Source organism: Actinacidiphila sp. bgisy145 (genome assembly GCF_057708125.1).
In genome coordinates this window covers 33,776-53,371 of sequence record NZ_JBYIRL010000043.1, presented here as the reverse complement: position 1 = coordinate 53,371, position 19,596 = coordinate 33,776, and the positions used below count along the sequence as shown (strand labels likewise).

15 protein-coding genes are annotated in these 19,596 nt (G+C 75.4%); 7 read left to right on the top strand and 8 right to left on the bottom strand.

The features are described 5' to 3' along the window. Positions 1 to 293 precede the first annotated feature (293 nt). On the top strand, positions 294 to 1,109 hold the full coding sequence (locus tag AC3ERT_RS30365) for a VOC family protein (RefSeq protein WP_435178017.1): 816 nt from the start codon (positions 294 to 296) through the stop codon (positions 1,107 to 1,109). Here the strand turns inward: AC3ERT_RS30365 and AC3ERT_RS30360 are convergent. Continuing rightward, complete coding sequence (locus AC3ERT_RS30360; RefSeq protein ID WP_435178015.1) at positions 1,087 to 2,025, bottom strand: helix-turn-helix transcriptional regulator; 939 nt, start codon at positions 2,023 to 2,025, stop codon at positions 1,087 to 1,089. The genes AC3ERT_RS30365 and AC3ERT_RS30360 overlap by 23 nt on opposite strands. Positions 2,026 to 2,255: 230 nt before the next feature. On the opposite strand from AC3ERT_RS30360, the gene AC3ERT_RS30355 reads away from it, so the two are divergent. Next, positions 2,256 to 3,026, top strand: coding sequence for an SDR family oxidoreductase (locus AC3ERT_RS30355; protein WP_435178013.1), 771 nt, complete (start codon positions 2,256 to 2,258; stop codon positions 3,024 to 3,026). Here the strand turns inward: AC3ERT_RS30355 and AC3ERT_RS30350 are convergent. Continuing rightward, complete coding sequence (locus tag AC3ERT_RS30350; RefSeq protein ID WP_335972287.1) at positions 3,020 to 3,640, bottom strand: TetR/AcrR family transcriptional regulator; 621 nt, start codon at positions 3,638 to 3,640, stop codon at positions 3,020 to 3,022. The genes AC3ERT_RS30355 and AC3ERT_RS30350 overlap by 7 nt on opposite strands. Positions 3,641 to 3,725: 85 nt before the next feature. Here AC3ERT_RS30350 and AC3ERT_RS30345 point away from each other — a divergent pair, with 85 nt between their 5' ends. Together AC3ERT_RS30345 and AC3ERT_RS30340 are read left to right on the top strand one after the other, a co-directional pair. Beyond that, complete coding sequence (locus AC3ERT_RS30345; protein WP_435178011.1) at positions 3,726 to 5,273, top strand: MFS transporter; 1,548 nt, start codon at positions 3,726 to 3,728, stop codon at positions 5,271 to 5,273. 139 nt (positions 5,274 to 5,412) lie between these two features. Continuing rightward, positions 5,413 to 6,264 carry a helix-turn-helix transcriptional regulator gene (locus tag AC3ERT_RS30340; protein WP_435178009.1) on the top strand — a complete coding sequence of 284 codons (852 nt, stop codon included), beginning with the start codon at positions 5,413 to 5,415 and terminating at the stop codon, positions 6,262 to 6,264. A 49-nt stretch (positions 6,265 to 6,313) separates the two neighbouring features. On the opposite strand, the gene AC3ERT_RS30335 is transcribed toward AC3ERT_RS30340, so the two are convergent. After that, positions 6,314 to 6,682 (bottom strand): VOC family protein, encoded by a 369-nt coding sequence (locus AC3ERT_RS30335; protein WP_335972284.1) that lies wholly within the window; start codon positions 6,680 to 6,682, stop codon positions 6,314 to 6,316. A 52-nt stretch (positions 6,683 to 6,734) separates the two neighbouring features. After that, positions 6,735 to 7,508 carry an oxidoreductase gene (locus AC3ERT_RS30330; RefSeq protein WP_435178006.1) on the bottom strand — a complete coding sequence of 258 codons (774 nt, stop codon included), beginning with the start codon at positions 7,506 to 7,508 and terminating at the stop codon, positions 6,735 to 6,737. A 75-nt stretch (positions 7,509 to 7,583) separates the two neighbouring features. Between AC3ERT_RS30330 and AC3ERT_RS30325 the strand changes: the two genes are divergently transcribed. Beyond that, complete coding sequence (locus AC3ERT_RS30325) at positions 7,584 to 8,165, top strand: TetR/AcrR family transcriptional regulator (RefSeq protein ID WP_335972282.1); 582 nt, start codon at positions 7,584 to 7,586, stop codon at positions 8,163 to 8,165. Between the two features lie 225 nt (positions 8,166 to 8,390). Continuing rightward, positions 8,391 to 9,710 carry an RICIN domain-containing protein gene (locus tag AC3ERT_RS30320; protein ID WP_435178004.1) on the top strand — a complete coding sequence of 440 codons (1,320 nt, stop codon included), beginning with the start codon at positions 8,391 to 8,393 and terminating at the stop codon, positions 9,708 to 9,710. Between the two features lie 97 nt (positions 9,711 to 9,807). Here the strand turns inward: AC3ERT_RS30320 and AC3ERT_RS30315 are convergent, their stop codons facing one another. The 3 genes from AC3ERT_RS30315 to AC3ERT_RS30305 all read right to left on the bottom strand — a co-directional run bounded on the left by AC3ERT_RS30315 (position 9,808) and on the right by AC3ERT_RS30305 (position 15,104). Next, a complete protein-coding gene (locus tag AC3ERT_RS30315; protein ID WP_435178002.1) occupies positions 9,808 to 12,327 on the bottom strand; it encodes a hypothetical protein in 2,520 nt (839 codons plus the stop codon). Between the two features lie 711 nt (positions 12,328 to 13,038). Then, a complete protein-coding gene (locus AC3ERT_RS30310; protein WP_335972279.1) occupies positions 13,039 to 14,133 on the bottom strand; it encodes an NAD(P)/FAD-dependent oxidoreductase in 1,095 nt (364 codons plus the stop codon). Between the two features lie 122 nt (positions 14,134 to 14,255). Continuing rightward, positions 14,256 to 15,104 carry a DUF3626 domain-containing protein gene (locus AC3ERT_RS30305; protein ID WP_435178000.1) on the bottom strand — a complete coding sequence of 283 codons (849 nt, stop codon included), beginning with the start codon at positions 15,102 to 15,104 and terminating at the stop codon, positions 14,256 to 14,258. Between the two features lie 256 nt (positions 15,105 to 15,360). Here AC3ERT_RS30305 and AC3ERT_RS30300 point away from each other — a divergent pair, with 256 nt between their 5' ends. Further along, positions 15,361 to 15,768, top strand: a complete 408-nt coding sequence (locus tag AC3ERT_RS30300; RefSeq protein ID WP_335972277.1) for a RidA family protein — start codon at positions 15,361 to 15,363, stop codon at positions 15,766 to 15,768. Between the two features lie 75 nt (positions 15,769 to 15,843). Here the strand turns inward: AC3ERT_RS30300 and AC3ERT_RS30295 are convergent, their stop codons facing one another. Beyond that, on the bottom strand, positions 15,844 to 19,179 hold the full coding sequence (locus tag AC3ERT_RS30295) for a lectin (protein ID WP_435177998.1): 3,336 nt from the start codon (positions 19,177 to 19,179) through the stop codon (positions 15,844 to 15,846). Positions 19,180 to 19,596 lie beyond the last annotated feature (417 nt).

Here is a 19,596-nt window from a genome sequence, read left to right as displayed (position 1 = left end):
GGTGAGGGCCCTCCGCACCCGGCGGGCCCTCACCGCTGTCCGCCCGCCCGCCCGGGCCGGACCGACCCCGCCCGGTCACGCACCGCCCGGAACCGGTAACGTCCTGCACACGCCACCGGTGCCGGCCGGACCCGTCCGCGCACCCGGCACCGACCCGGCCGCCCCGCGACCCGCGCGCGATCCGCGAACCGGGGCGCACCACCAGGCATGATCACGCCGTACCGGGGAAGGCGAGGCGACGCACCAGGCCGTCCCCGGGCAGTGCCCAGTCCCACGAACGGAACGACACCACAGTGACGAGCGAGCAGCCAGCCGCGCCCTCCACCGCCCCGACCCCCCGCGACGCGCCCCGCGGCGCGCCGTGCTGGGCCCACCTGACCGCGCGCGACCTCCAGGCCGCCGAGAAGTTCTACGGCAGCGTGCTCGGGTGGGAGTTCCGCAACACCACCCTCGGCGACCACTTCGCGTTCGCGCTCGGCGACGGCCGCCCCGTCGCGGGCATCGGCGCCCTCGCCGCGGACCTCCAGGTCGCCGTCGGCTGGACGCCGTTCTTCTCCGTCCCCCAGGTGGACGAAGCCGCCGCCCGCATCCGCGAGCGCAGCGCCACGGTCGCGCTCGGCCCGGTCGCCTTCGCCACCGGCCGCGCCCTGGTCGCCGCCGACCGCGACGGCGCCGTCTTCGGCGTGTGGGACGGCAAGCTGCCCGCCGACTGGGAGACCTGGCACGACCAGGGCCCGGTGGTGCTGCGGCTGCGCACCCGCGACGCCTTCGAGGCCGCGATCTTCTACGGCGGCGTCCTCCAGTGGGCCGACGGCAGCCCGGACGGCTGCACCGTGGACTACGAACACGAGGAGGTCGTGGTGCGCAGCGGCGAGGCCGTCGTGGCCCGGCTCGGCTCCGGCGCCGTCGAGGCCGACCCCGACCCCACGCTGCGGCCGCACTGGGACGTGCAGTTCCCGGTGCCCGACACCGAAGCCTGCGTGGCCGCCGCCCGGGGCCTGGGCGGCCAGCTGGTCGGCCAGGGCACCACTCACGCGGGCAGCTACGCGGAACTGCGCGACCCCGACGGGGGCCTGTTCACGGTGATCAGCCCGCGCCGCCGGGCCTGACGTCCCCACCACCGGCGCCCGGCGCGGGCCGCCCGGCGGCCTCGGCGTCGGTGTCGGTGTCGGCGGCAGTTTCGGTGTCGGCGGCAGTTTCGGTGTCGGGCGCGGCGGCGGCCAGGGAGGCCAGCAGCCGCATCTTCTCGTCGCTCTCGCTGTCCTTGTCGGGGTAGTAGACGACGAGGATCACGTCCTCGACCGGGAGCTTGTCGCGGTGCAGGCGCATCTCGCCCACGACCGGGTGCACCACGGTGGTGGTGCCGCCGTTCAGCTCGCGGACGTCGTGCCGGGCCCAGAGCGTACGGAAGCGCTGGCTGGACAGCGCCAGCTCGCCGACGACCTCCACGAACCGGGGGTTGTCGGTGTCGTCGCCGATGGTGGTGCGCAGCGCGGCGATGAACCCGGCCGCCGCCTGCGCCCAGTCGCGGTGGAACGCCTGCTCCTCGGGGTCCAGGAAGAGCGAGCGCAGCCGGTTCTCGCCCGGCCGCAGCCGCGGTGACAGCGCCAGTGCCATGGAGTTGGACGCCAGCACGTCGAAGGCGCGGCCCTCCACGAACGCCGGGACCGTCAGGTGCGCCAGCAGGTGGTGCAGCCGCGCGGGCACCTGCTCCGGCCGCCTGCGCCGCGCCGCCCGCGGCCGGGCGGCGGCCAGCCCCAGCAGATAGGCCCGCTCCACGTCGTCCAGGCGCAGCACGCGCGCCAGCGACTCCAGGACCTGCACCGAGGGGTTCTTGTCCCGGCCGCGCTCCAGCCGCAGGTAGTAGTCCGCGCTGATCCCCGCGAGCAGGGCCACCTCCTCGCGCCGCAGCCCCGGCACCCGCCGAGTCCCGCCCGGCGGCAGCCCGGCCTGCGCCGGGGTGACCAGTTCGCGCCGGGCCCGCAGATAGCTGCCCAGCCGGTTGTCGGACGCGACGTCCTTCATCCCGCCACCTCTTCTCCCGGTCCGGTTCTCCCGGTCATACCGCCACCGTAATGCGGACGGCGGCCCCCAGAGGGGGCCCTGCCAGGACCCCGGATGTGCGGGGCTCTGCCAGGCCCGGCCCGCCCGGCCGAGACTTGCGGTGTCGCCGTCGCCGAACGACGGCGACCATGGCAGAAGGGGCGCCGCGGGTTTGACCGCCGCCGGCGCCCCGGGATTCGAAGGGACATCTCATGGAACTCGCCCACCGCACCGTCCTCGTCGTCGGGGGCACGTCCGGCATCGGCCGGGAGCTGGCCCGGCGGTTCGCCGCCACGGGCAGCACCGTGGCCGTCGCCGGGCGCAACGCGGACGCCCTGGCCGAGCTGGCCGCCGAGGGCTTCAGCACCTTCGAGGCCGACGTCACCGACGACGCGTCCGTCACGGCCGTCCGGGACGCCGTCCTGGCCCTTCACCCGGACCTGGACACGGTGATCACCATGTCCGGCGTCATGCTGCTGGAGGACCTGCGCGACCCGGCGCACTTCGAGGCGGCCCGGACGACGGTCGACACCAACCTGCTGGGCACCATCCGGGTCGTCGACGCCTTCACCCCGCACCTGGTCGGGCGCGGCGCCGGCACCTTCATCACGGTCACCTCCGGGATCGCCTTCCTGCCCTTCCCGCCGATGCCGACCTACGCCGCCTCGAAGGCCGCGGTGCACGCCTACTCCGAGGCGCTGCGGGTCCAGCTCGCGGGCACCGGCGTCGGCGTCGTGGAACTCGTCCCGCCGGCCGTGGCCACCGCGGGCCAGGAGCAGGTGAACCCGCACGCGCTGCCGCTGGACGGCTTCGCCACCGAGGTCATGGGGCTGCTCGCCCAGGAGCCCACCCCGGACGAGATCCTGGTGGAGAAGGTCCTCATGCACCGCTGGGCCGAGCGGGACGGCACGTACGACGGGCTGGTCGCACAGCGCGCCCAGGCCCTGTCGATGCTCCCGGGCCGGCAGGGGACCGGTCAGTAGATCATCCGCAGGACGACCGTGGCCAGCTCGTCCAGGGCGCCCTCGCGCTGCCGCGCGGGCAGGTCGGTGATCTCGGAGATCCGGTGGTCGCGGACGACGGCCACCATGCGGGCGAGCGCGGCGGCGTCGACGCCCTCGGGCGCGAGGCCGGCCGCGCGGTCGCGGCGGATCTTGTCGGCGAGCCCGTCCACGAACCGCTGCTTGGTGCGGCCGACGAACTCCTCCAGCGGCTGGTAGCCCACCGCGAAGCCGCCCGGCATGGCGCAGGCCAGCACCTTGCTGTTCTCCTGCCACATCTCCGCCACCCGCCGCAGCTGGTCGCGCAGTTCGGCCGGGCTCGGCCCGCTGCTGGCGAACCACCCGTGGGTCTGGCCGAAGCGCTCCCAGACCTGCTCCATCAGCGCGGCGAGCACCGCCTGCTTGGTCGGGAAGTAGAAGTAGAAGCTCGTCCGGGAGATCCCGGCGGCCGCGGCGATGTCGTCGATGGTGATGTCGGCCATCGAGCGCTCGGTGACCAGGCGCCGGGTCGCGTCGAGAATCCGCTCCTCGCGCAGCGCGCCCTTCGTCGGCCCGCCGCGGCGCCGGACCGGGCTGCCGGTGGTGTCTGCTGCCATGCCGCCAGCCTACGGCCTCGCGCGGAATATCCACGGGCGTCGGCAATAATCGACATGTGTCGAGTCGGCTCGCTATGGTGGGTGCATGCCTCATGAACGAACCTCGACCGAGGTCGCAGGAGTGGTCTCGGCGCGCCTTGTCGTGGTGACCATGGCGGCGGCGGTCTTCCTCCTTTCCATGATCCAGACGCTCGTGGTCCCGGTGCTGCCGGAGATCGGCACCCAGCTGGGCGCCTCGGCCACCGCCGTCGGCTGGGTCACCACCTCGACGATGCTCACCGCCTCCGCCGTGACCCCCCTGCTCGGCCGGATCGGCGACGTCTTCGGCCACCGGCGGGTCATCCTCGCCGCGCTGGTCGTCACGCTGGCCGGCAGCGTGCTGGCCGCGGTCACCCACAGCATCGGGCTGCTGATCCTCGGGCGGGTCCTCCAGGGCGCCAGCTTCGGCCTCTTCCCGCTGGCGATCAGCGTGCTGCGCCAGTCGCTGCCCCGGGAGAAGCTCACCGGCGCGATGGCGATCACCGCCTCCGCGCTCGGCGTCGGCAGCGGTATCGCGCTGGTCGCGACCGGCCTGCTCACCCAGGGCGACGCCGACTACCGGCGGATCTTCTGGCTGTGCGTCGGCATGACCCTGGTCGTCCTGGCGCTGTCCGCCGTCGCGATCCCGCGCCACCCCGGCCAGGGCGGGCGCGTGGACTACCGCGGCGCGTCGGTCCTCGGCGTCGGCCTGGTCTGCCTGCTGCTGCCGCTCTCCCAGGGCCACACCTGGGGCTGGGGCTCGCCGAAGGTCATCGGGCTGTTCGCCGCCGCCGTGGTGGTCCTGGCCGGCTTCGTCGCGCTCCAGCGGCGCACCCGCGAACCCCTGGTCACCTTCGACCTGCTGGTCCGCCGCCCGGTGCTCGCCACCAACATCGCCGCGCTGTGCATAGGCTTCGCGATGTTCAGCGTCTTCCTCGGCGTCACGTACTTCGTCGAGACCCCCGACGCGGTCGCCGGATACGGCTTCCACGCGTCGGTGCTGCGCACCAGCGTGCTGTTCATGCTCCCCGGCGCCGTCGTCTCGATGTTCACCGGCCCGCTCGCCGGGCGGCTGGTCTCCCGGATCGGGCCGCGGCTGGTGCTGCTGCTCGCCTGCGTCATCGGCCTGGTCGGCATGGTGCTGCTCGCCGCGCTGCACGCCACCACCGCCGAAATGATCATCGGCGTCGTCATCTGCAACGCCGCCATCGCCATCGCCTACGCCGCGATGCCCGCGCTGCTGGTGATGAACATCGGCGCCCACGAGACCGGCGTCGCCAACTCCATCAACTCGATCATGCGGACCGTCGGCGGCGCCATCGGCAGCGCGCTCGTCGTCACGATCCTGGCCAGCCAGGTCGCCACGCACCGCCTGCCGTCCGGGCCGGTCACACTCCCGACCGAGAGCGCCTTCGTCCTGACCTTCGGCCTCGGCGGGCTGTTCTTCCTCGTGGCCGCGCTGATGGCGCTCTTCGGCGTCCCCCGGGCCGCCGCCGGCGGCGGCACCCTCACCGCCGCGGAGATCCGCGAGGACGAGGCGCTCGGCCTCGCGGGGGAGTTCGCGACCTCCTCGATCGACCTGAGCGAGCCGCCGCCGGCGCCCAGCCGGTCCTGACGCCCGCGCCCCCCGCCGCCCGTCCCGCCCCCACCCGGGCGGGACGGTCGGGCGCCGGCGCCCGGATGCGCGGGCCGCGGGCGGAGCCAGGGCCTGGCGGTACCTGGCTACGGGGGCCGCGGGGGCGGAGACTGGCGGCATGGACCGACACGAACTTGCCGCCTTCCTGCGGAGCAGGCGGGAGCGGATCAGCCCGGCCGAAGTGGGGCTGCCGTCGGGGACACGGCGGCGCACCCCCGGGCTGCGCCGCGAGGAGGTGGCGCAGCTGGCGTTCATCTCCACGGAGTACTACACGCGCCTGGAGCAGGCCCGCGGCCCGCGCCCCTCGCGCGAGGTGCTGGCCGGCCTGGTCCGCGCCCTGCGGCTGACCGACGCCGAACGCGACCACCTCCACCACCTGGCCGGCGCCCCGCCCATCCCCTCGGCCGGGCCGCCGCGCGCGGTCCGGCAGAGCATCCTGGACCTGCTGCGGCGGCTGCCGCAGGCCGCGGCGATCGTGACGTCCGCGACCACCGAGGTGCTGGCCTGGAACGACCTCGCGGCCGCGCTCATGGAGGACTTCTCCGCCGTGGCGCCGCGCGACCGCAACCTCGCGCGGCGCGCCTTCCTCGGGCCGGGGGGCCTGGGGCAGCGGCTGTACGGCGTCTCGGACGCCGAGGAGTTCGCGCGCAACACGGCGCAGCGGCTGCGCGCCACCGCCGCACGCTACCCCGACGCCCCCGAGATCTCCGGGCTGGTCGGCGAACTCCTCGCCGGGAGCGAGGAGTTCCGGCAGCTGTGGGACGCCCACGACGTCGCCGCCGAACCCACGCTGCGCAAGACCTTCCAGCACCCGCTGGTCGGGCCGGTCACCGTCAACTGCGACGTCCTCGACATCGCCGACCGCGACCAGCAGCTGGTGATCTACACCGCCGAGCCCGGCTCCTCCGCCGAGGAGGCGCTGCGCCTGCTGGCGGTCGTCGGCACCCAGCGCATGGACGCGCCCCGCTGACCCCTTCCGCCGCCTACGGTTTCGGCGGTCGCACCGGAAGCCGCAGCACCTACCCCGCGCGCAGGCAGAAGGGGTGCCCGGCCGGGCTGGCGTACACACGGGAGCCGGTGGCCGGCTCGTCCGGCGCCGGGTGCGGCGGCCGCAGCCGGCGCGCCCCGGCGTCGACCGCCCGCCGGTCGGCCGCCGGCAGGTCGTCGACCGCGAGGTCGACGTGGACCTGCTGCGAGCGGCCGTCGGGCCACTGCGGCGGCAGATGGCCCGGCGCCGACTGGACGACGAGCACCGGCAGCCCCTCGGCCCGCAGGAAGTGGTGGGTGGGGGTGCGCATGAGGGTGCCGCCGAGCAGTCGGTGCCAGAAGGCGCTCTCCGGCTCGGGGTCGGCGGCTTCCAGGAGCACCGCGGCCAGGGTGAACTTCATTCGGGTGGCCTGCTTTCGCTGGATGTGACGCGTTCGGGGACAGGCAGGGGATTCAGACCGCGGGCACGATGCCGCCGTCGACCCGGAACTGCGCGCCGGTCAGCCACTTGGCGCGGGGGGAGGCGAGGAAGGCGATCATCTCGGCGACGTCCTCGGGCTCGCCGGGGCGGCCCATGGGCACGCCGAGGTGGTCCACGATCTGCTGCCGCATCTCGGCCAGGCCGACGCCCTGGTCCTCGGCGAGCTGCCGCAGGTGCGCGTCCGCGCCCTCGGTGACCACGAACCCGGGCAGCACGCACACCACGCGGACGCCGTCCTTGCCCACGGCGGTGGCCAGTTCGCGGCTGTAGGCGTTGAGCGCCGCCTTGGCCGCGGCGTATGAGGCGTCGGCCGGCTGCGGCAGGCGGCTCGCGATCGAGGAGACGTGCACGACCACGCCCGAGCCGCGCTCCACCATGCCCGGCACCAGAGCCCGGTCCAGGCGCACCGCGGCGAGCAGATTGACGTCCAGGTCGCGGCGCCAGAGCTCGTCGGAGCGCTCCAGGGTGGGCACCGCGCCGGTGGTCGCGCCCGCGTTGTCCACCAGCACGTCCACACCGCCGACGAGGTCGACCACCCGGCGGGCGAGGTCGGCGACGCCCTGCTCGGTCGCGAGGTCCGCGGGCAGGAAGGTCGCCGGGAAGTCCTGCGGGGGAGCGGTGCGCGAGGCGGTCAGCACCTGCGCGCCGGCCGCCGCGAAACGGCGGGCGGTGGCCGCCCCGATGCCGCGGCTCGCTCCGGTGACCAGCACCCGCAGGCCCGCAAGCTCGTTTTCGGACATGGTCATGTCTGCCGCTCCTTCGATAAGGTGAACCGGACTCCGGTAACTATAGTGAACCAGATTCACCTTATGGAGGCAGTGTTGCCCGCATCACGACCCCTGCGCGCCGACGCCCGGCGCAACCGGGACGCCCTGCTCGCCGCGGCGCGCGAGGCGTTCCTCGCCGGCAGCGGGGACGAAGACGCACACATCGAGGACATCGCCCGCAGCGCCGGGGTCGCGGTCGGCACCCTCTACCGGCACTTCGAGACCCGCGAGGCGCTGGTCGAGGAGGTCTACCGGCAGGAGGTCGCCGACCTGTGCGCCGCGCCCGACGCGCTCCTGGAGCGGTACACGGCGGACGAGGCCCTGCACCGCTTCCTGCTGCTGCTCGTGGAGCACGCGGCGGTAGGCAAGGGCATGGCCGGGGCGCTCGCCGGGATCATGGCGACGGACTCGCCGGTCTTCGACGACGCGCGCTCGCGGATGGCCGGCTGCCTCGACCACCTGCTCGCCGCGGGCGCCGCGCAGGGCACCGTACGGGCCGACGTCGACGGCCGGACGGTGCTGCGCGCGATGGGCGGCGTCTGCAACCTGCGGGCCACCGGCGCCTGGCGGGAGGACGCCGCGCGGATCACCGAGCTGCTCTACGACGGCCTGCGGTACCCCGCCGCCGCGCGCTGAGCAGGCCGGGACTACGCTCCGGCGCAAGGGCGTCATCTCGGTGCGCCGCCGGGGCTGTTGGGGGCGTGCACGCCGGAGCCGGGCCGCAGGGCGCGGAGTTGGCGGGTTCCCGGGCCGGGGCGGCCCGCCGTGGGGGAGGATGGCGCCGAACCGCGGCCGGTCGACGGCCGCGGCCAGCGCCGTACGGCCCCGCGCGGGCCGCCTGAGACCTTACGGAGACGACGCATGCCCACCTCACGGCCGCCGCGCGACACCGGTTCCGACGGCCCCGGGACGGACGGCGAAGACGACGCGCCGGTGGTACCCGTACGACGGGCGGTCGTGCTGCCCACCGCGCCCACCGCGCCCGCGGGGTCCCCGCCGGCCGCGCCCGGGGCGACACCGCCGGGCGCGGGCTCGGGTGCCGGGTCGGGCGCCGGCTCGGGCACGGAGCCGCCCAGGGCGGCGCCGCCGCGGTCGGTGCCCGTGCGGACCGCGTCCAGCAGCGGCGCGCCCGCGGCGGCCGGGCCGGCGAAGGCGGGGGAGGCGGCCGGGGCGAGCGGGGCACGCGGCGCCGGCGGTGCGGCGGGTGCTGCGGGTGCTGCGGGCACCTCCGCGTCCAGCGGCACACCGGGCACGGGTACGCCGGGCACGGCCGGGGCCAAGGCGGGCGCCGCGGCCGGACCGGGCGGCGCGCCGCCCAGGCAACGGCGGTCGGCGGGGCGGTCGTTGCCGATCCTGGTCGCCGCGGGCGTCGTCGTGGCGCTCGCGGGCGCGTTGCAGTACGCCGTGACCTCCGCGCACCACGGCTCCGCGCCCACCGCCCAGGCCAGTGACGTCGCATCGGGCAACGACGCCGCCCCGCAGACGCTGCCGGTCGGCGCCCCCACCACCACCGCGCACAGCGCCAAGCCCCCCGCGCACGCCTCCGACAAGGCGTCCGCGCACCCCCACGCCACCGCGACCACGCCCGCCGGCGCCCCCGCGACGACCGCGCCGAAGGCCGAGGCCACCGCCAAGGCCAAGGCCACGGCGACGCCCACGGCGAAGAAGACGACGTCGGCCGCCGACCTGCGGGCACGGGCGAACGCCGCGTCCAGCGCGTCCCAGGTGCTGCTCTTCAACGTGACCACCGGCCTGTGCGCCGACGTCCCCGGCTACGGCAACGGCACCAGCGACGGCCCGGTCAACCAGTACGACTGCGACGGCACCTCCGGCGACAACCAGCTCTGGGACCTCCAGGTGGCGTACAAGACCGGCGGCCCGGGCGGCGCGAGCCTGTTCGTGATCGTGAACCACAAGGACGGGCTCTGCATGGACCTGCCCAACTACGGTGCCGAGCCGGCCGGCACGCAGATCGAGGAGTACCCCTGCAACCGGACGAAGAACGACAACCAGCTGTGGTGGCTGGACCCCCGCCCGGACGGCACCTACTGGATACGTGACTACGCCAGCGGCCTGTGCGTCGATGTGCCCGGCGTCGGCACCGGCCGCGAGGACGCCCGGCTGGAGCAGTACGGGTGCAGCACGAACACCAAGGACGACTTCCGCTGGCGCCTGAAGTGAGCGGCCCCCGCGGGCGGGCGGGGGCCCGGGCCCGCGGGCGCAGGAGCTGACGAACGGCCGCCCGCCCGGCGGCCGTTCCCGCCCACTCCCATCCCGCTCACTCCCAGCCGGCCGGTCCCGAGCAGCGCGCCGGCCAGCTGCGCACCCGGCCCTTGCTGCCGGACGGCACACCCTCGTCCAGCGCCTCGGCGAGCGCGCGCAGCGCGGCCCGGTCCAGCTCCGGCGCCGAACCGGAGGCGGGCCCCGACGCGTCCCGCAGCAGCACCACGTCCGAGCCGCGCACCTCGCGCACCCCGAGCACCCGGAAGGTGGTGCCCGGGGCGAAGAGCACCTCGTCCGCGCCTTCCCCCTCGCCGCCGCGGGAGCGCTCCAGGTGCACCCGCCGGCCGCTCTCCGACCAGATCGCGTACCGGGTCGTCTCCGACGGGCCCCGCAGGTTGACCGTCAGCGCGCTGACCGGGCCGGGCGCGCGCAACTGCCGGCCCGCGGCCGTCCGCTCCGGCGCCAGCGCGTCACCGCTGCGGAACACCGGCCCCTCGTACGGCCGCATGCGCCCCAGCCCCGACGCGAGGCAGGCGGCGTAGGGCAGCACGCCCCGGTCGCCCGCGCGCAGGGCGGCCGTCAGCGCCTGGTGGCCGAGCGGGCCGTCCGACGTGGTCAGGTAGAGGTGGACGGCCAGCACGTCCACGGGGTTCGGCGCCCACTCGGCCATCTCCCCGGTGAGCGCGGGGCCGAGCATCCGCTCGACCGCCTTCTCCTGCTTGCGCCAGACCTCCGGCGGCACCATCTCCCGGAAGGCGTCCCGCTCGGCCGCGGAACTGCGGTGCCCCAGCCCGATCGAGCGCACCGGCCGCGGCATCGACGGCGGTACGAAGGCGGGCGGCTTCGTACCGCGCGCCTTGGCCGCGGGGCCGTCGGCGCCGAGGACGTCCTGCCCCGGCAGCGGCGGCATCTCAGGGGCCGCGGCGGCCGCCGGGCGGGGCTCCGGCCGCTCCGGCACGGCGGTCGCCGGCTGGACCGGCGCCGCGGGTACGGGAGCGGGCGCCGGTACGGGAGCGGGCTGGGCCGGCGGCGCCGGCACTGCGGTGCGGGCCGCCGCGGCGGCCGGCGCGGGCGCGGCGGTTCGCGGGCCGGGTGCCGCCGCGGCGGCCGGCGGCGGGGCGCCGAGCACGGGCGGGGGCGCGTCGTGCGGCGGGGCCGGTGCCTTGGGCGCCGCACCGCGCGCGGCGGCCGGCGGCAGGGACGTGCGGGCGACCGGCAGGCGCGGGGCCTGCTGCGGGGGCTTGGTCCGCAGCCGCTTGACGCCGAACTCCGTGAGCAGCCGGCTGAGTTCGCGGGCCTGCTCGGTGCCGCAGTCGCCGTACAGGTGGAGCACGGCGCGTTCGCGCACCTCGGGGCTGAGCGCGGCCAGGAGGGTGCGCAGGGCGGGCAGCGCCTCCGGGCCGATCGGCCGGCCCGGGGTGCCCATCTCGATCGCGGGCGCGTCGGCGTCCACCGGGCGCTCGGCGAGCGCGGGCGCGCTGCCGCTGACCCGGGTGACCCGCAGCCCGGCCCGGGTCACCGCGACCTGCCAGGAGTCCGACAGCCGCAGCACCCCGGTGCGCGCGGTGCCGATGCCCCGCAGCGGGGGCTGCCAGCGCAGCAGCAGGGGCGGCCGGGGCGGGCCGTCGCCGCGCGGGCGGCACACGACCGCCTCGACGAAGGGCCGCCACGCGGGCGTGCCGTCCCGGCCGATCAGCACGGTGCGCACCTGGTGGGTGTCGCCGTCGGGGGTCAGGTTGTCGGTCATCAGGGGCGCGCCGGTCAGCACCTCCACGTCGACGGCGAAGGTGTCGGCGGCCAGTTGCGCGGCCTGGAGCAGGTCGCTGTTGCCGCCCGGCGCGAGCCGCACCGCCGGGCGCAGCGGCGGCGGCAGCAGTGCCAGGGCGCCGACCACGTCATGGGCGGTCAGCTCCACCTCGTCGCCCGGCGCCCCCACCAGCACCACCGGCCGGTCCGGACCGACCGGCACCGCGAACGCCAGGTCGCCCGGCAGCGGCGGCGGCGCGTCCAGCGGGCGTACGGCCAGCCCGGCCGGAATCCGGTGCACCACGGTCTCCCCGGTCACGCTCCCGGCCAGCCGGTCCAGCTCCGCCTGCCAGGACGGCGCCGGCAACTGCCGCCCCATCGACCGCGGTTCGCTCCCGGGGGCGAACCGCCACCAGCCGCGGCCGGGGTCCGCGGCGCCCTCGCCGGGCTCGGCCGGGCGGCCCGGCACGAACAGCGACCCGCCCGGGACCAGCAGCGCCGCGCCGTCCGGCGCGATCACCCGTACACCCCACCGCTCGACGATCCGGCGCGCCACGGCCGGCCGGCCCCCGCGCGCCACCGCGGCGTACGACAGCACCAGCAGCACTTCGTGGAAGGAGCCGGGCCGCTGGCCGTCGAGCACCTCCTCCAGGCCCGTCCAGGCCCGGTCGCTCTCGGTGCCGACCACGATGGTGATCGTGGTGCCGTCCTGCACGGCCATGGCGTAGCCGAGTTCGGCCACCGACATCGGGTCGAGGGCGGGCTCGCCCGCGGTACGCACCACGTGGACGCCGTCGATCTCCTCGACATGGATGGCATCCGGGTCCACCGCGTCCGCCCCGCCTGCCGCGCCGGGACCGCTACCGGGTGCCGCGCCCGCCCCGGCCCGCTCTCCCCGGCCCTCGTCCGCCCCCCGGCCCGAGCGTGCGCCGATCCACCGTCTCACCAACCGTCACCGCATCCTGCTCGCCGACATGTACCCATTACCCGACCATCACGTGATTTCCGCACAGTAACGCAGCCGGGTGACATCCTGCCGCCACCCAGGCCACACCCGCCGCAACAGCCGGGTACCCCTCACCGTCACCGGTCACCCCCCGTCGGGTCCCTCGGCGGCGCCGGGCGGTCGGTCTCCCGCGTGCTTCAGCACCACGAACCCGGCCTCCCCCTGGAGGTGTTGGCGGCGGGCGCTTTGCCGCGCCGGCCGGCGTCGTCCAGTGTGCCGTACGCGGTGCCGCCGGCGCGCATCCCGCCGAGCAGCGCGCCCGTGGGGGCGGGTCGCACCGGTCGGCCGGGCGGCAGCGCCGCCGTGACCGGCCGTGTTCCGTGCAAGCGTGCCATTCCTCCCCCTCACGCCTCGGCAGCGGGTGCACCGGGCCCGCAGCCGTCCCCCCGGTCCGGCGCTGTGCCCGTCGCGGGATGATCCTACCAACGCGGGCCCGGGCGGCTGCCGGACAACTGGCGCTGCGCGACCGGCCGTTGGCTGCGCCGGCACGCAGGCCCGCCGCTGGTCAGGCGGCGCTCGCCGGCATGCGGCGCCTCACGCGTCGGGAGCGGCGGCCGGCGGCGGCAGGTGGAGCCCGTGCGCGGCGGTGCCCAGCACCCGGCGCGCCACCTCGGCCTCGGACGCCGGCCCGAACACGGCGTCGTCCGCGGCCGTACGGGGCCGCGCCCGCCCGGCCGCCGCGCGCTCGGCTCCCGCAGTGACCAGGTCCATGGTGATCGCCGCCGCCGCGGCGACTCCCGCGGCCGCGGCCGCCGCGACGTTCGCGACCAGGTCGCTGACGTTGCCCGCCGCCCAGATCCCGGGCACACCGGTGAACCCGGCGGCGTCGACGGCGAGTTGGCGTCCCACGCCCATCGGGTGGTCCCGCAGCGCAAGGCCCAGGCCGTCCAGGAACGACGCCCGCGCCGCGAGGTAGGGCATGACCGCCAGATGGCGCACCGGCACCACCGGGCCCGAGGCGAGCCGCACCCCCGACAGGCGGTCCTCCCCGTCGATCCGCAGCCCCGCCACGGGGCCGTCGACCACCGCGACGCCGAGCCCGGCCAACTGCTCCCACTGCGCGTCGGACAGTTCGGTACCCGGGTCCCGGAACAGCGTGACGTCGTCCGACACCTGGCGGAACATCAGCGCCTGGTGGAAGGCGCCCAGCACGCCGATCGCGGTGTCGCGGACCTCCCAGCCGTGGCAGTACACGCAGTGGTGGACGTCACGGCCCCACCGCTCGGCCAGCCCCGGCACGTCCGGGAGTTCGTCGACCAGCCCGGTGGCCACCAGCAGCCGCCGCGCCCGCACCCGCGCGCCCTCGGCCCGGACGTCGAATCCGTCGCCGTCGCGCACGATCCGCGTCACCCGGCCCGCGACGACCCGGCCGCCGTACGAGGCGACCTCCGCGCGGCCGGTGCGCAGCAGCTCCAGCGGGGAGACCCCCTCGCGGCCGAGCAGGCCGTGCACGCCGGTCCGCTCGGCCGGGGCGTTGCGCGGCTCGCCGGAGTCGACCACCAGGACCGACCGGCGCACCCGGGCGAGGGTCAGTGCCGCCGACAGGCCGGCCGCGCCGCCGCCGACCACCACCACGTCCCAGCCGGTGCCGTCGACGCCGGCCACCTCTGCCATCCGTTCTTCGCTCATGCGCCCACCGTCCGCCCGCCGCGGCGCCAGGGGCAAAGGTGCGTGCCGAAACGGCAAAAATGCGCCGAGGGGTGCCGCCCGCCGCGCGCCCGTACGGACGCCGCCGGTGCCGGGCGCGCGGGTCAGGGCGCGGGCGGCGCCCCGAACCGGGCGAGGCAGTGCCAGACCTTCTTCAGGTCCTGCGGGTCGTGCTCGCCGCTCGCGGCCGCCGCCGCGATGACCGACGGGTCCAGCCGCCCGCCGACCGCGATCCGCGCGCCCAGCGCCACGAACCGCGGCCCCCGGAAGTCCGGGTGGCGCCGCAGCTCCGCCACCGTCAGCCGGAAGCCGGCGTGCCACTGAAGCGGGCACGGCAGCGCCCGGGCCAGCTCCTCCACCTCGGTGCCCCGGTAGCAGGAGTCCAGCACCAGCGCCTCGACGTCCCGCGCCAGTAGCACCGGGCCGTGCACGTGCGCCTCCACGTAGTCGTCGAGGGCGTCCCGGCGGTCCGCCGCGGCCAGCGCCACCAGCGCCATCCGCTCCGCGACCCCGAAGTCCGCGGGGTCGGTGGAGCTGTCGGGGTAGCAGAACGTGGCGCGCGCCAGGGCGCCTGCGGACAGCCGGAAGTGCGCCGAGCCGAAGCGCGGGGCGCCGCCGGTGGTGCGCCCGCGGAAGTCCAGCGCGCCGTACACCGGCCGCTGTTCGTTCGGCGCCTCGTCGTACGCCCCGCCGAAGATCCGGCTCTCCCAGTGCCAGCGGTCACCGCCCGGGTACGCGGTGAGGCCGCCGTTGCCGGTGCCCGTGGCGAACTGCGAGCGGTAGACCCCGTCGGCGGCCAGCCCGGACAGGATGTGCCGGCCCTGGTGCACCCGGTCCGGGTGGAAGTTGAGCGTCACCCGCAGCCGCGGGTCGACCGGGCCGCCCGCCGAGCGCGCCGCGACGTGTCGCAGGGCCCGCTGCGCGGGCAGGTACGGCGGGTGGCTGGTCGTCATGCCGGTAGTGTGCCGGGGCGGTGCGGGCCGGACGCAACCGAATTCACCGCCCGCGCCCACCGCCGGGAGCGCCCCCGCCAGGGGCGCGGCATCTCTCGGCGGCCTGCTCCAGCGGCAGTTCGAGGTCGAGGGCGCGGCCCGGGCCGCAGCCCGTCCGCCCCCGCCGCACCGCCGCACCGCCGCGACCGTTCGCGCCCGGCCGTACGCCGCGGGAAACCAGGTGCGCGCGGCGGGCGGCTTCGCCAGACTCGCGGCCATGCCTGCGAAGATCACCCGCCTCAACCCCGACCGGCTCCACCCGACCCCCGGCTACCACCACGTCACCGTGGCCGAAGCCGGCCGCACCGCCTACCTCGCCGGGCAGTGCCCGCTCGCCCCCGACGGCTCACTGGTTGGCGCCGGCTCCCTGGACGCCCAGGTCGACCAGGTCGCCGCCAACGCGCTGACCGCGCTCGCGGCCGTCGGCGCCCGGCCCCAGGACGTCGTCCGGTCCGTCGTCTACGTGTGCGCCGAACAGGCCGACGCCCTCGGCGCCGCCTGGCGGCGCCTGACCGCTTCCGCGCTCGGCCCGGCGTTCACCACCGCGAGCACCCTCCTCGGCGTCACCCGCCTCGGCTTCGCCGGACAACTGGTCGAGGTCGACCTGACCGCCGCGCTCCCCTGACCCCTGGGTGCCCCCGGCACGGCCCGGGCGCGCTCCTGGTGGGAGCGCGCCCGGGGGGTTGGAGGAGGGGAAGGGCTACTTCGCGAAGGTGAGGGCGAAGAGGTGGACCGTGCCGGACGCGGAGGTGACCGGCAGGGTGACGGAGGCGACGGTCTTGGCGGCGTCTATGGGGACCTTGACCGAGAAGACGTACGCCTTCACGGTGTCCTTGCCGCCGCTGCCGGTGTCGCGGTAGTCGGTGGTGACGGCGGTGGTGTCGCCGGCGACCGGCTTGGTGCCGCCGCCGTTGAGGGTCCAGTCGGAGAAGGCGACCGACGCCTTCGTGGTGCTGCCGTCGGTGTAGGTGACCGTCAGGTCGCCGGGCACGCCGCTGCCGTCGGTGGGGGCGTTGGCGGCCGCGCCGAGCAGCCCGAGGTAGGCGCCCTGCGTGCCGGCCGGCTCCGGCAGGGTCTGGCCGGCCACCTCCAGGTTGTCCGGCTGCCCTGAGGTGATGGTCGGCCAGGTGTAGTCGAGCCCGTCGGCGCTGACCGTCGAGCCGCTGGTCACCCCGTTCGCGGCGAGCGCGTCCTGCGAGTACGCCCAGCCGCCGTCGTCGAACCCGCCGGAGAAGTGCGTGCCGTCGGGGTAGACGCCCTCGTTCGTCTCGTAGGGCCACAGCTCCCCGGGCGCCGCGACCGACACCCGCAGGGACGCGCTCGTCAGGGCCGCGCCGCTGCCGTGGTCGGTCACCGCGAACGCCACGGCGTAGGTGCCTTCCTTGTCACCCGCGCTCACCGCGACCTTCGCCTGCGCGCTGCCGCCCGCCGGCACCGTGACGGTGCCCGAGGACGCGCCGAGAGTGACACCCGAGGGCGCGGAGGCACTCCAGTCGGCGGTGACCGCCTTGTCGCCGAGGTTGGTCAGCTGGAGGGTGGCGTCACCCGACCCGCCCGGCGCGACGATCAGCCCGTCGCTGCTCGGCCCGGTCGCCGCCAGCACCCGGCCGCCGCCGGTGGTGTCGGACGGCGGGACGTCGGCGGCCGACGCGCCCCAGGAGGTGTTCGCCTTGGTGCCCAGCGTGTAGTCCAGGGTGCCGGCCTGCGCGAACTGCCCGAAGGTCAGCCACGACTTCTGCCACGCCTTGCCCTTGACGTCCAGCGACTGCACGTACGGCGCGTCGGTCGCGGCCTTGGGCGCGTCGATCGTGACCTGCCGGCCGCCGACGGTGACCTTCGCGACGGGGAAGACCGGGCTGCCCAGCACCAGCGTGTCGGTGCCCGGCGTCTCCGGGTACATCCCCAGCGACGACCACACGTACCAGGAACTCATCGCGCCCAGGTCGTCGTTGCCGAACGACCCGACCGGCGCGTTGAAGTAGAGGTCCTGCTGCGCGGTGCGCACGGCCGCCTGCGTCTTCCACGGCTGGCCCAGGTAGTTGTACTCCCAGGGGATCTCCAGGCTCGGCTCGTTGCTCAGATCGGCGTTGGTGCCCGACGGGTTCGCGATGTCGCTGAGCAGGCTGTCCAGGTACGACCCGTACGCCGCGGTGCCGCCGCGCGCGGTGGCCAGCTGCTCGATGTTGAACGGCACCATCGGGGTGTACTGCGCCGAGGTGCCCTCCACGAACCCGTTCGAGGTGCCCGGGGTGAAGCCGCCGGCGAACTGCCCGTCGGAGTTCTTCGCCTGGAGGTAGCCGGTCTGCGGGTTGAAGACGTTCATCCAGTCCTGCGCCCGGGTGGCGAACTTCGTGTAGTCCGCGGTCTTGCCCAGCGACTTGGCGAACGACGCGAGCGCGTAGTCCGCGCTGTCGTACTCCAGCTGGGTCGAGACCGGGCCGTAGAAGTTGCAGCAGGAGTACGTGCCGTCCAGCGGCAGGTAGCCCTTCGCGTCCCGCACCGCCTCGCCGGGGCGGTCCTGGTTGGGCACGGTCGCCTCGTGCTCCATCGCCGACAGCGCGTGCGCGGTGTCGAAGTTGCGCACCCCGAAGGCGTAGGCGTCGGCGATGATCGAGGTGCCCGGGTCGCCGACCATGACGTAGCTCTCGCCGTTGTTCGACGCCCACTTGGGCAGCAGACCGGTCTGGTCGTAGCCGTTGAGCATCGAGGTGACGATGTCACCGGTCTGCTGGGGGGCGACCATCGCCATCAGCTGCGTCTGGGAGCGGTAGGTGTCCCAGCCGGAGTAGTTGGCGTACTGCGCCTGCTGGCCCTTGGCGAGGGCGTGGACCTGGTCGTCCATGCCCATGTACTGGCCGTTGTCGTCGGAGAAGACGTTCGGGTGCAGCAGCGCGTGGTAGAGCGCGGTGTAGAACTGCACCTGCTGGTCGTGGGTGCCGCCGCCGATCCGCACCTTGTCCAGGACCTTGTTCCACGCGGTGTGGTTGGCCTGCCGCATGGCGTCGAAGTTCCAGCCCTTGACCTCGGATTTGAGGTTGGAGGCGGCGTTGTCGTCGCTGGTGTAGGAGATGCCGACGGCCGCGGTCACGGTGGCGGCGCGCGCGGTGTCGAAAGTGAGGTACATGCCGTTGGCGCCGGTCACGGGGGCGTCCGCGGCGGAGGCGGCGGAGGTGGCGCCCTTGGTCGACGCCGTGCCCTTCGCGGCGGACGAGGAGGTGGCGCTGCCGCTGGGGTGGACCTTGGGCGCGGTGGTGCCCGGCACCGTGAAGTGCTGCTCGTGCAGCGGCGTGTTCGCGTGGGTGGCGAGCTTCTGCTCCGGCCGCCCCTCGCTCAGCTTCGTGGCGTCGGCGTTGATGGTGCTGCCCACCCAGGTGCCGCTGGCGGTGAACGGGTGGTCGAAGGTGATGTCGAAGTGCAGCGTGTAGCGGTTGGCGGCGCCGCAGAAGTGGCCGCTGTCGACCGATCCGCTCACCTCGTGGTCGCTGACCACCTTCACCCGGGTGCCGTCCACCTGCGAGGCGCCGCTGCTCAGCTTCAGCAGCAGGTTCGACTGGGTCGAGCCGGCCGGGAAGGTGAAGCGGCCCAGACCCGCGCGCGTGGTGTCCGTCAGCTCGGTCTTGATCCCGCTCGCGTCGGTGACGCCGTAGTAGCCGACGCCGGTCTGCTCGTCGTCGTGGCTGAACTGGGCCGAGGTGTTCGACAGGTTGCCCGACAGGGCGCCGGTGACCGGCAGGATCGGTACGTCGCCGGCGACGTCGCAGCCGGGGCCGGAGACGTGCGTCAGGCTGTAGCCCGAGATCTTGCTGTCCTTGTACTCGTAGCCGCCGCCCTGCGTCCGGTCGGGCGTGGTGTCCGGGCTCCACTGCATCATGCCGAACGGCGTGTCCGGGCCGGGGAAGGTGTTGACCGCGCCCGAGGTGCCGATCAGCGGGTTGATCAACGCCGCCGGGTCCGCGACGAGTTGCGGACCGGACGCCGCCTGGGCGCCGGCCAGGGACTGGAACGGGAGCGCCGCGATGCCCAGGAGGGACACCACGGCGAGGCGATGACGGAATCTGCTGGTGAAACGGGGCCCGTCGGGGCGCCGTCGTCTGACCATCGGTTGCCTCCGCGATACGTGCGTCACACAGGGGTGTGCCAGGGACTGGCGTCCTCGATCGACAGCGGCGTCGTGGGTCCGACAAACTGACAACGTTGCCAATCTGCACGAGGCACGAGTAGAGCGCGGACCCTGATGGCCTGTCAATGACCTCGCGCCGATCTTCACTTGCGTCGCTCACACCACCCGCGCCTCCCCGGGGGCGCTCGCCCGGGGAGCGGGCGGCGGCCGCCGGCAGCCGCGCCCGCGCGTCGACGGCCGGCCGGGCGGCCGCATGGTGCGGTGGGCCGATCATGAAGCCCAGCTTCGGGCGGGCTTAAGAAACCGTCGATGGACCCGGCGCCGGGTCGGGGG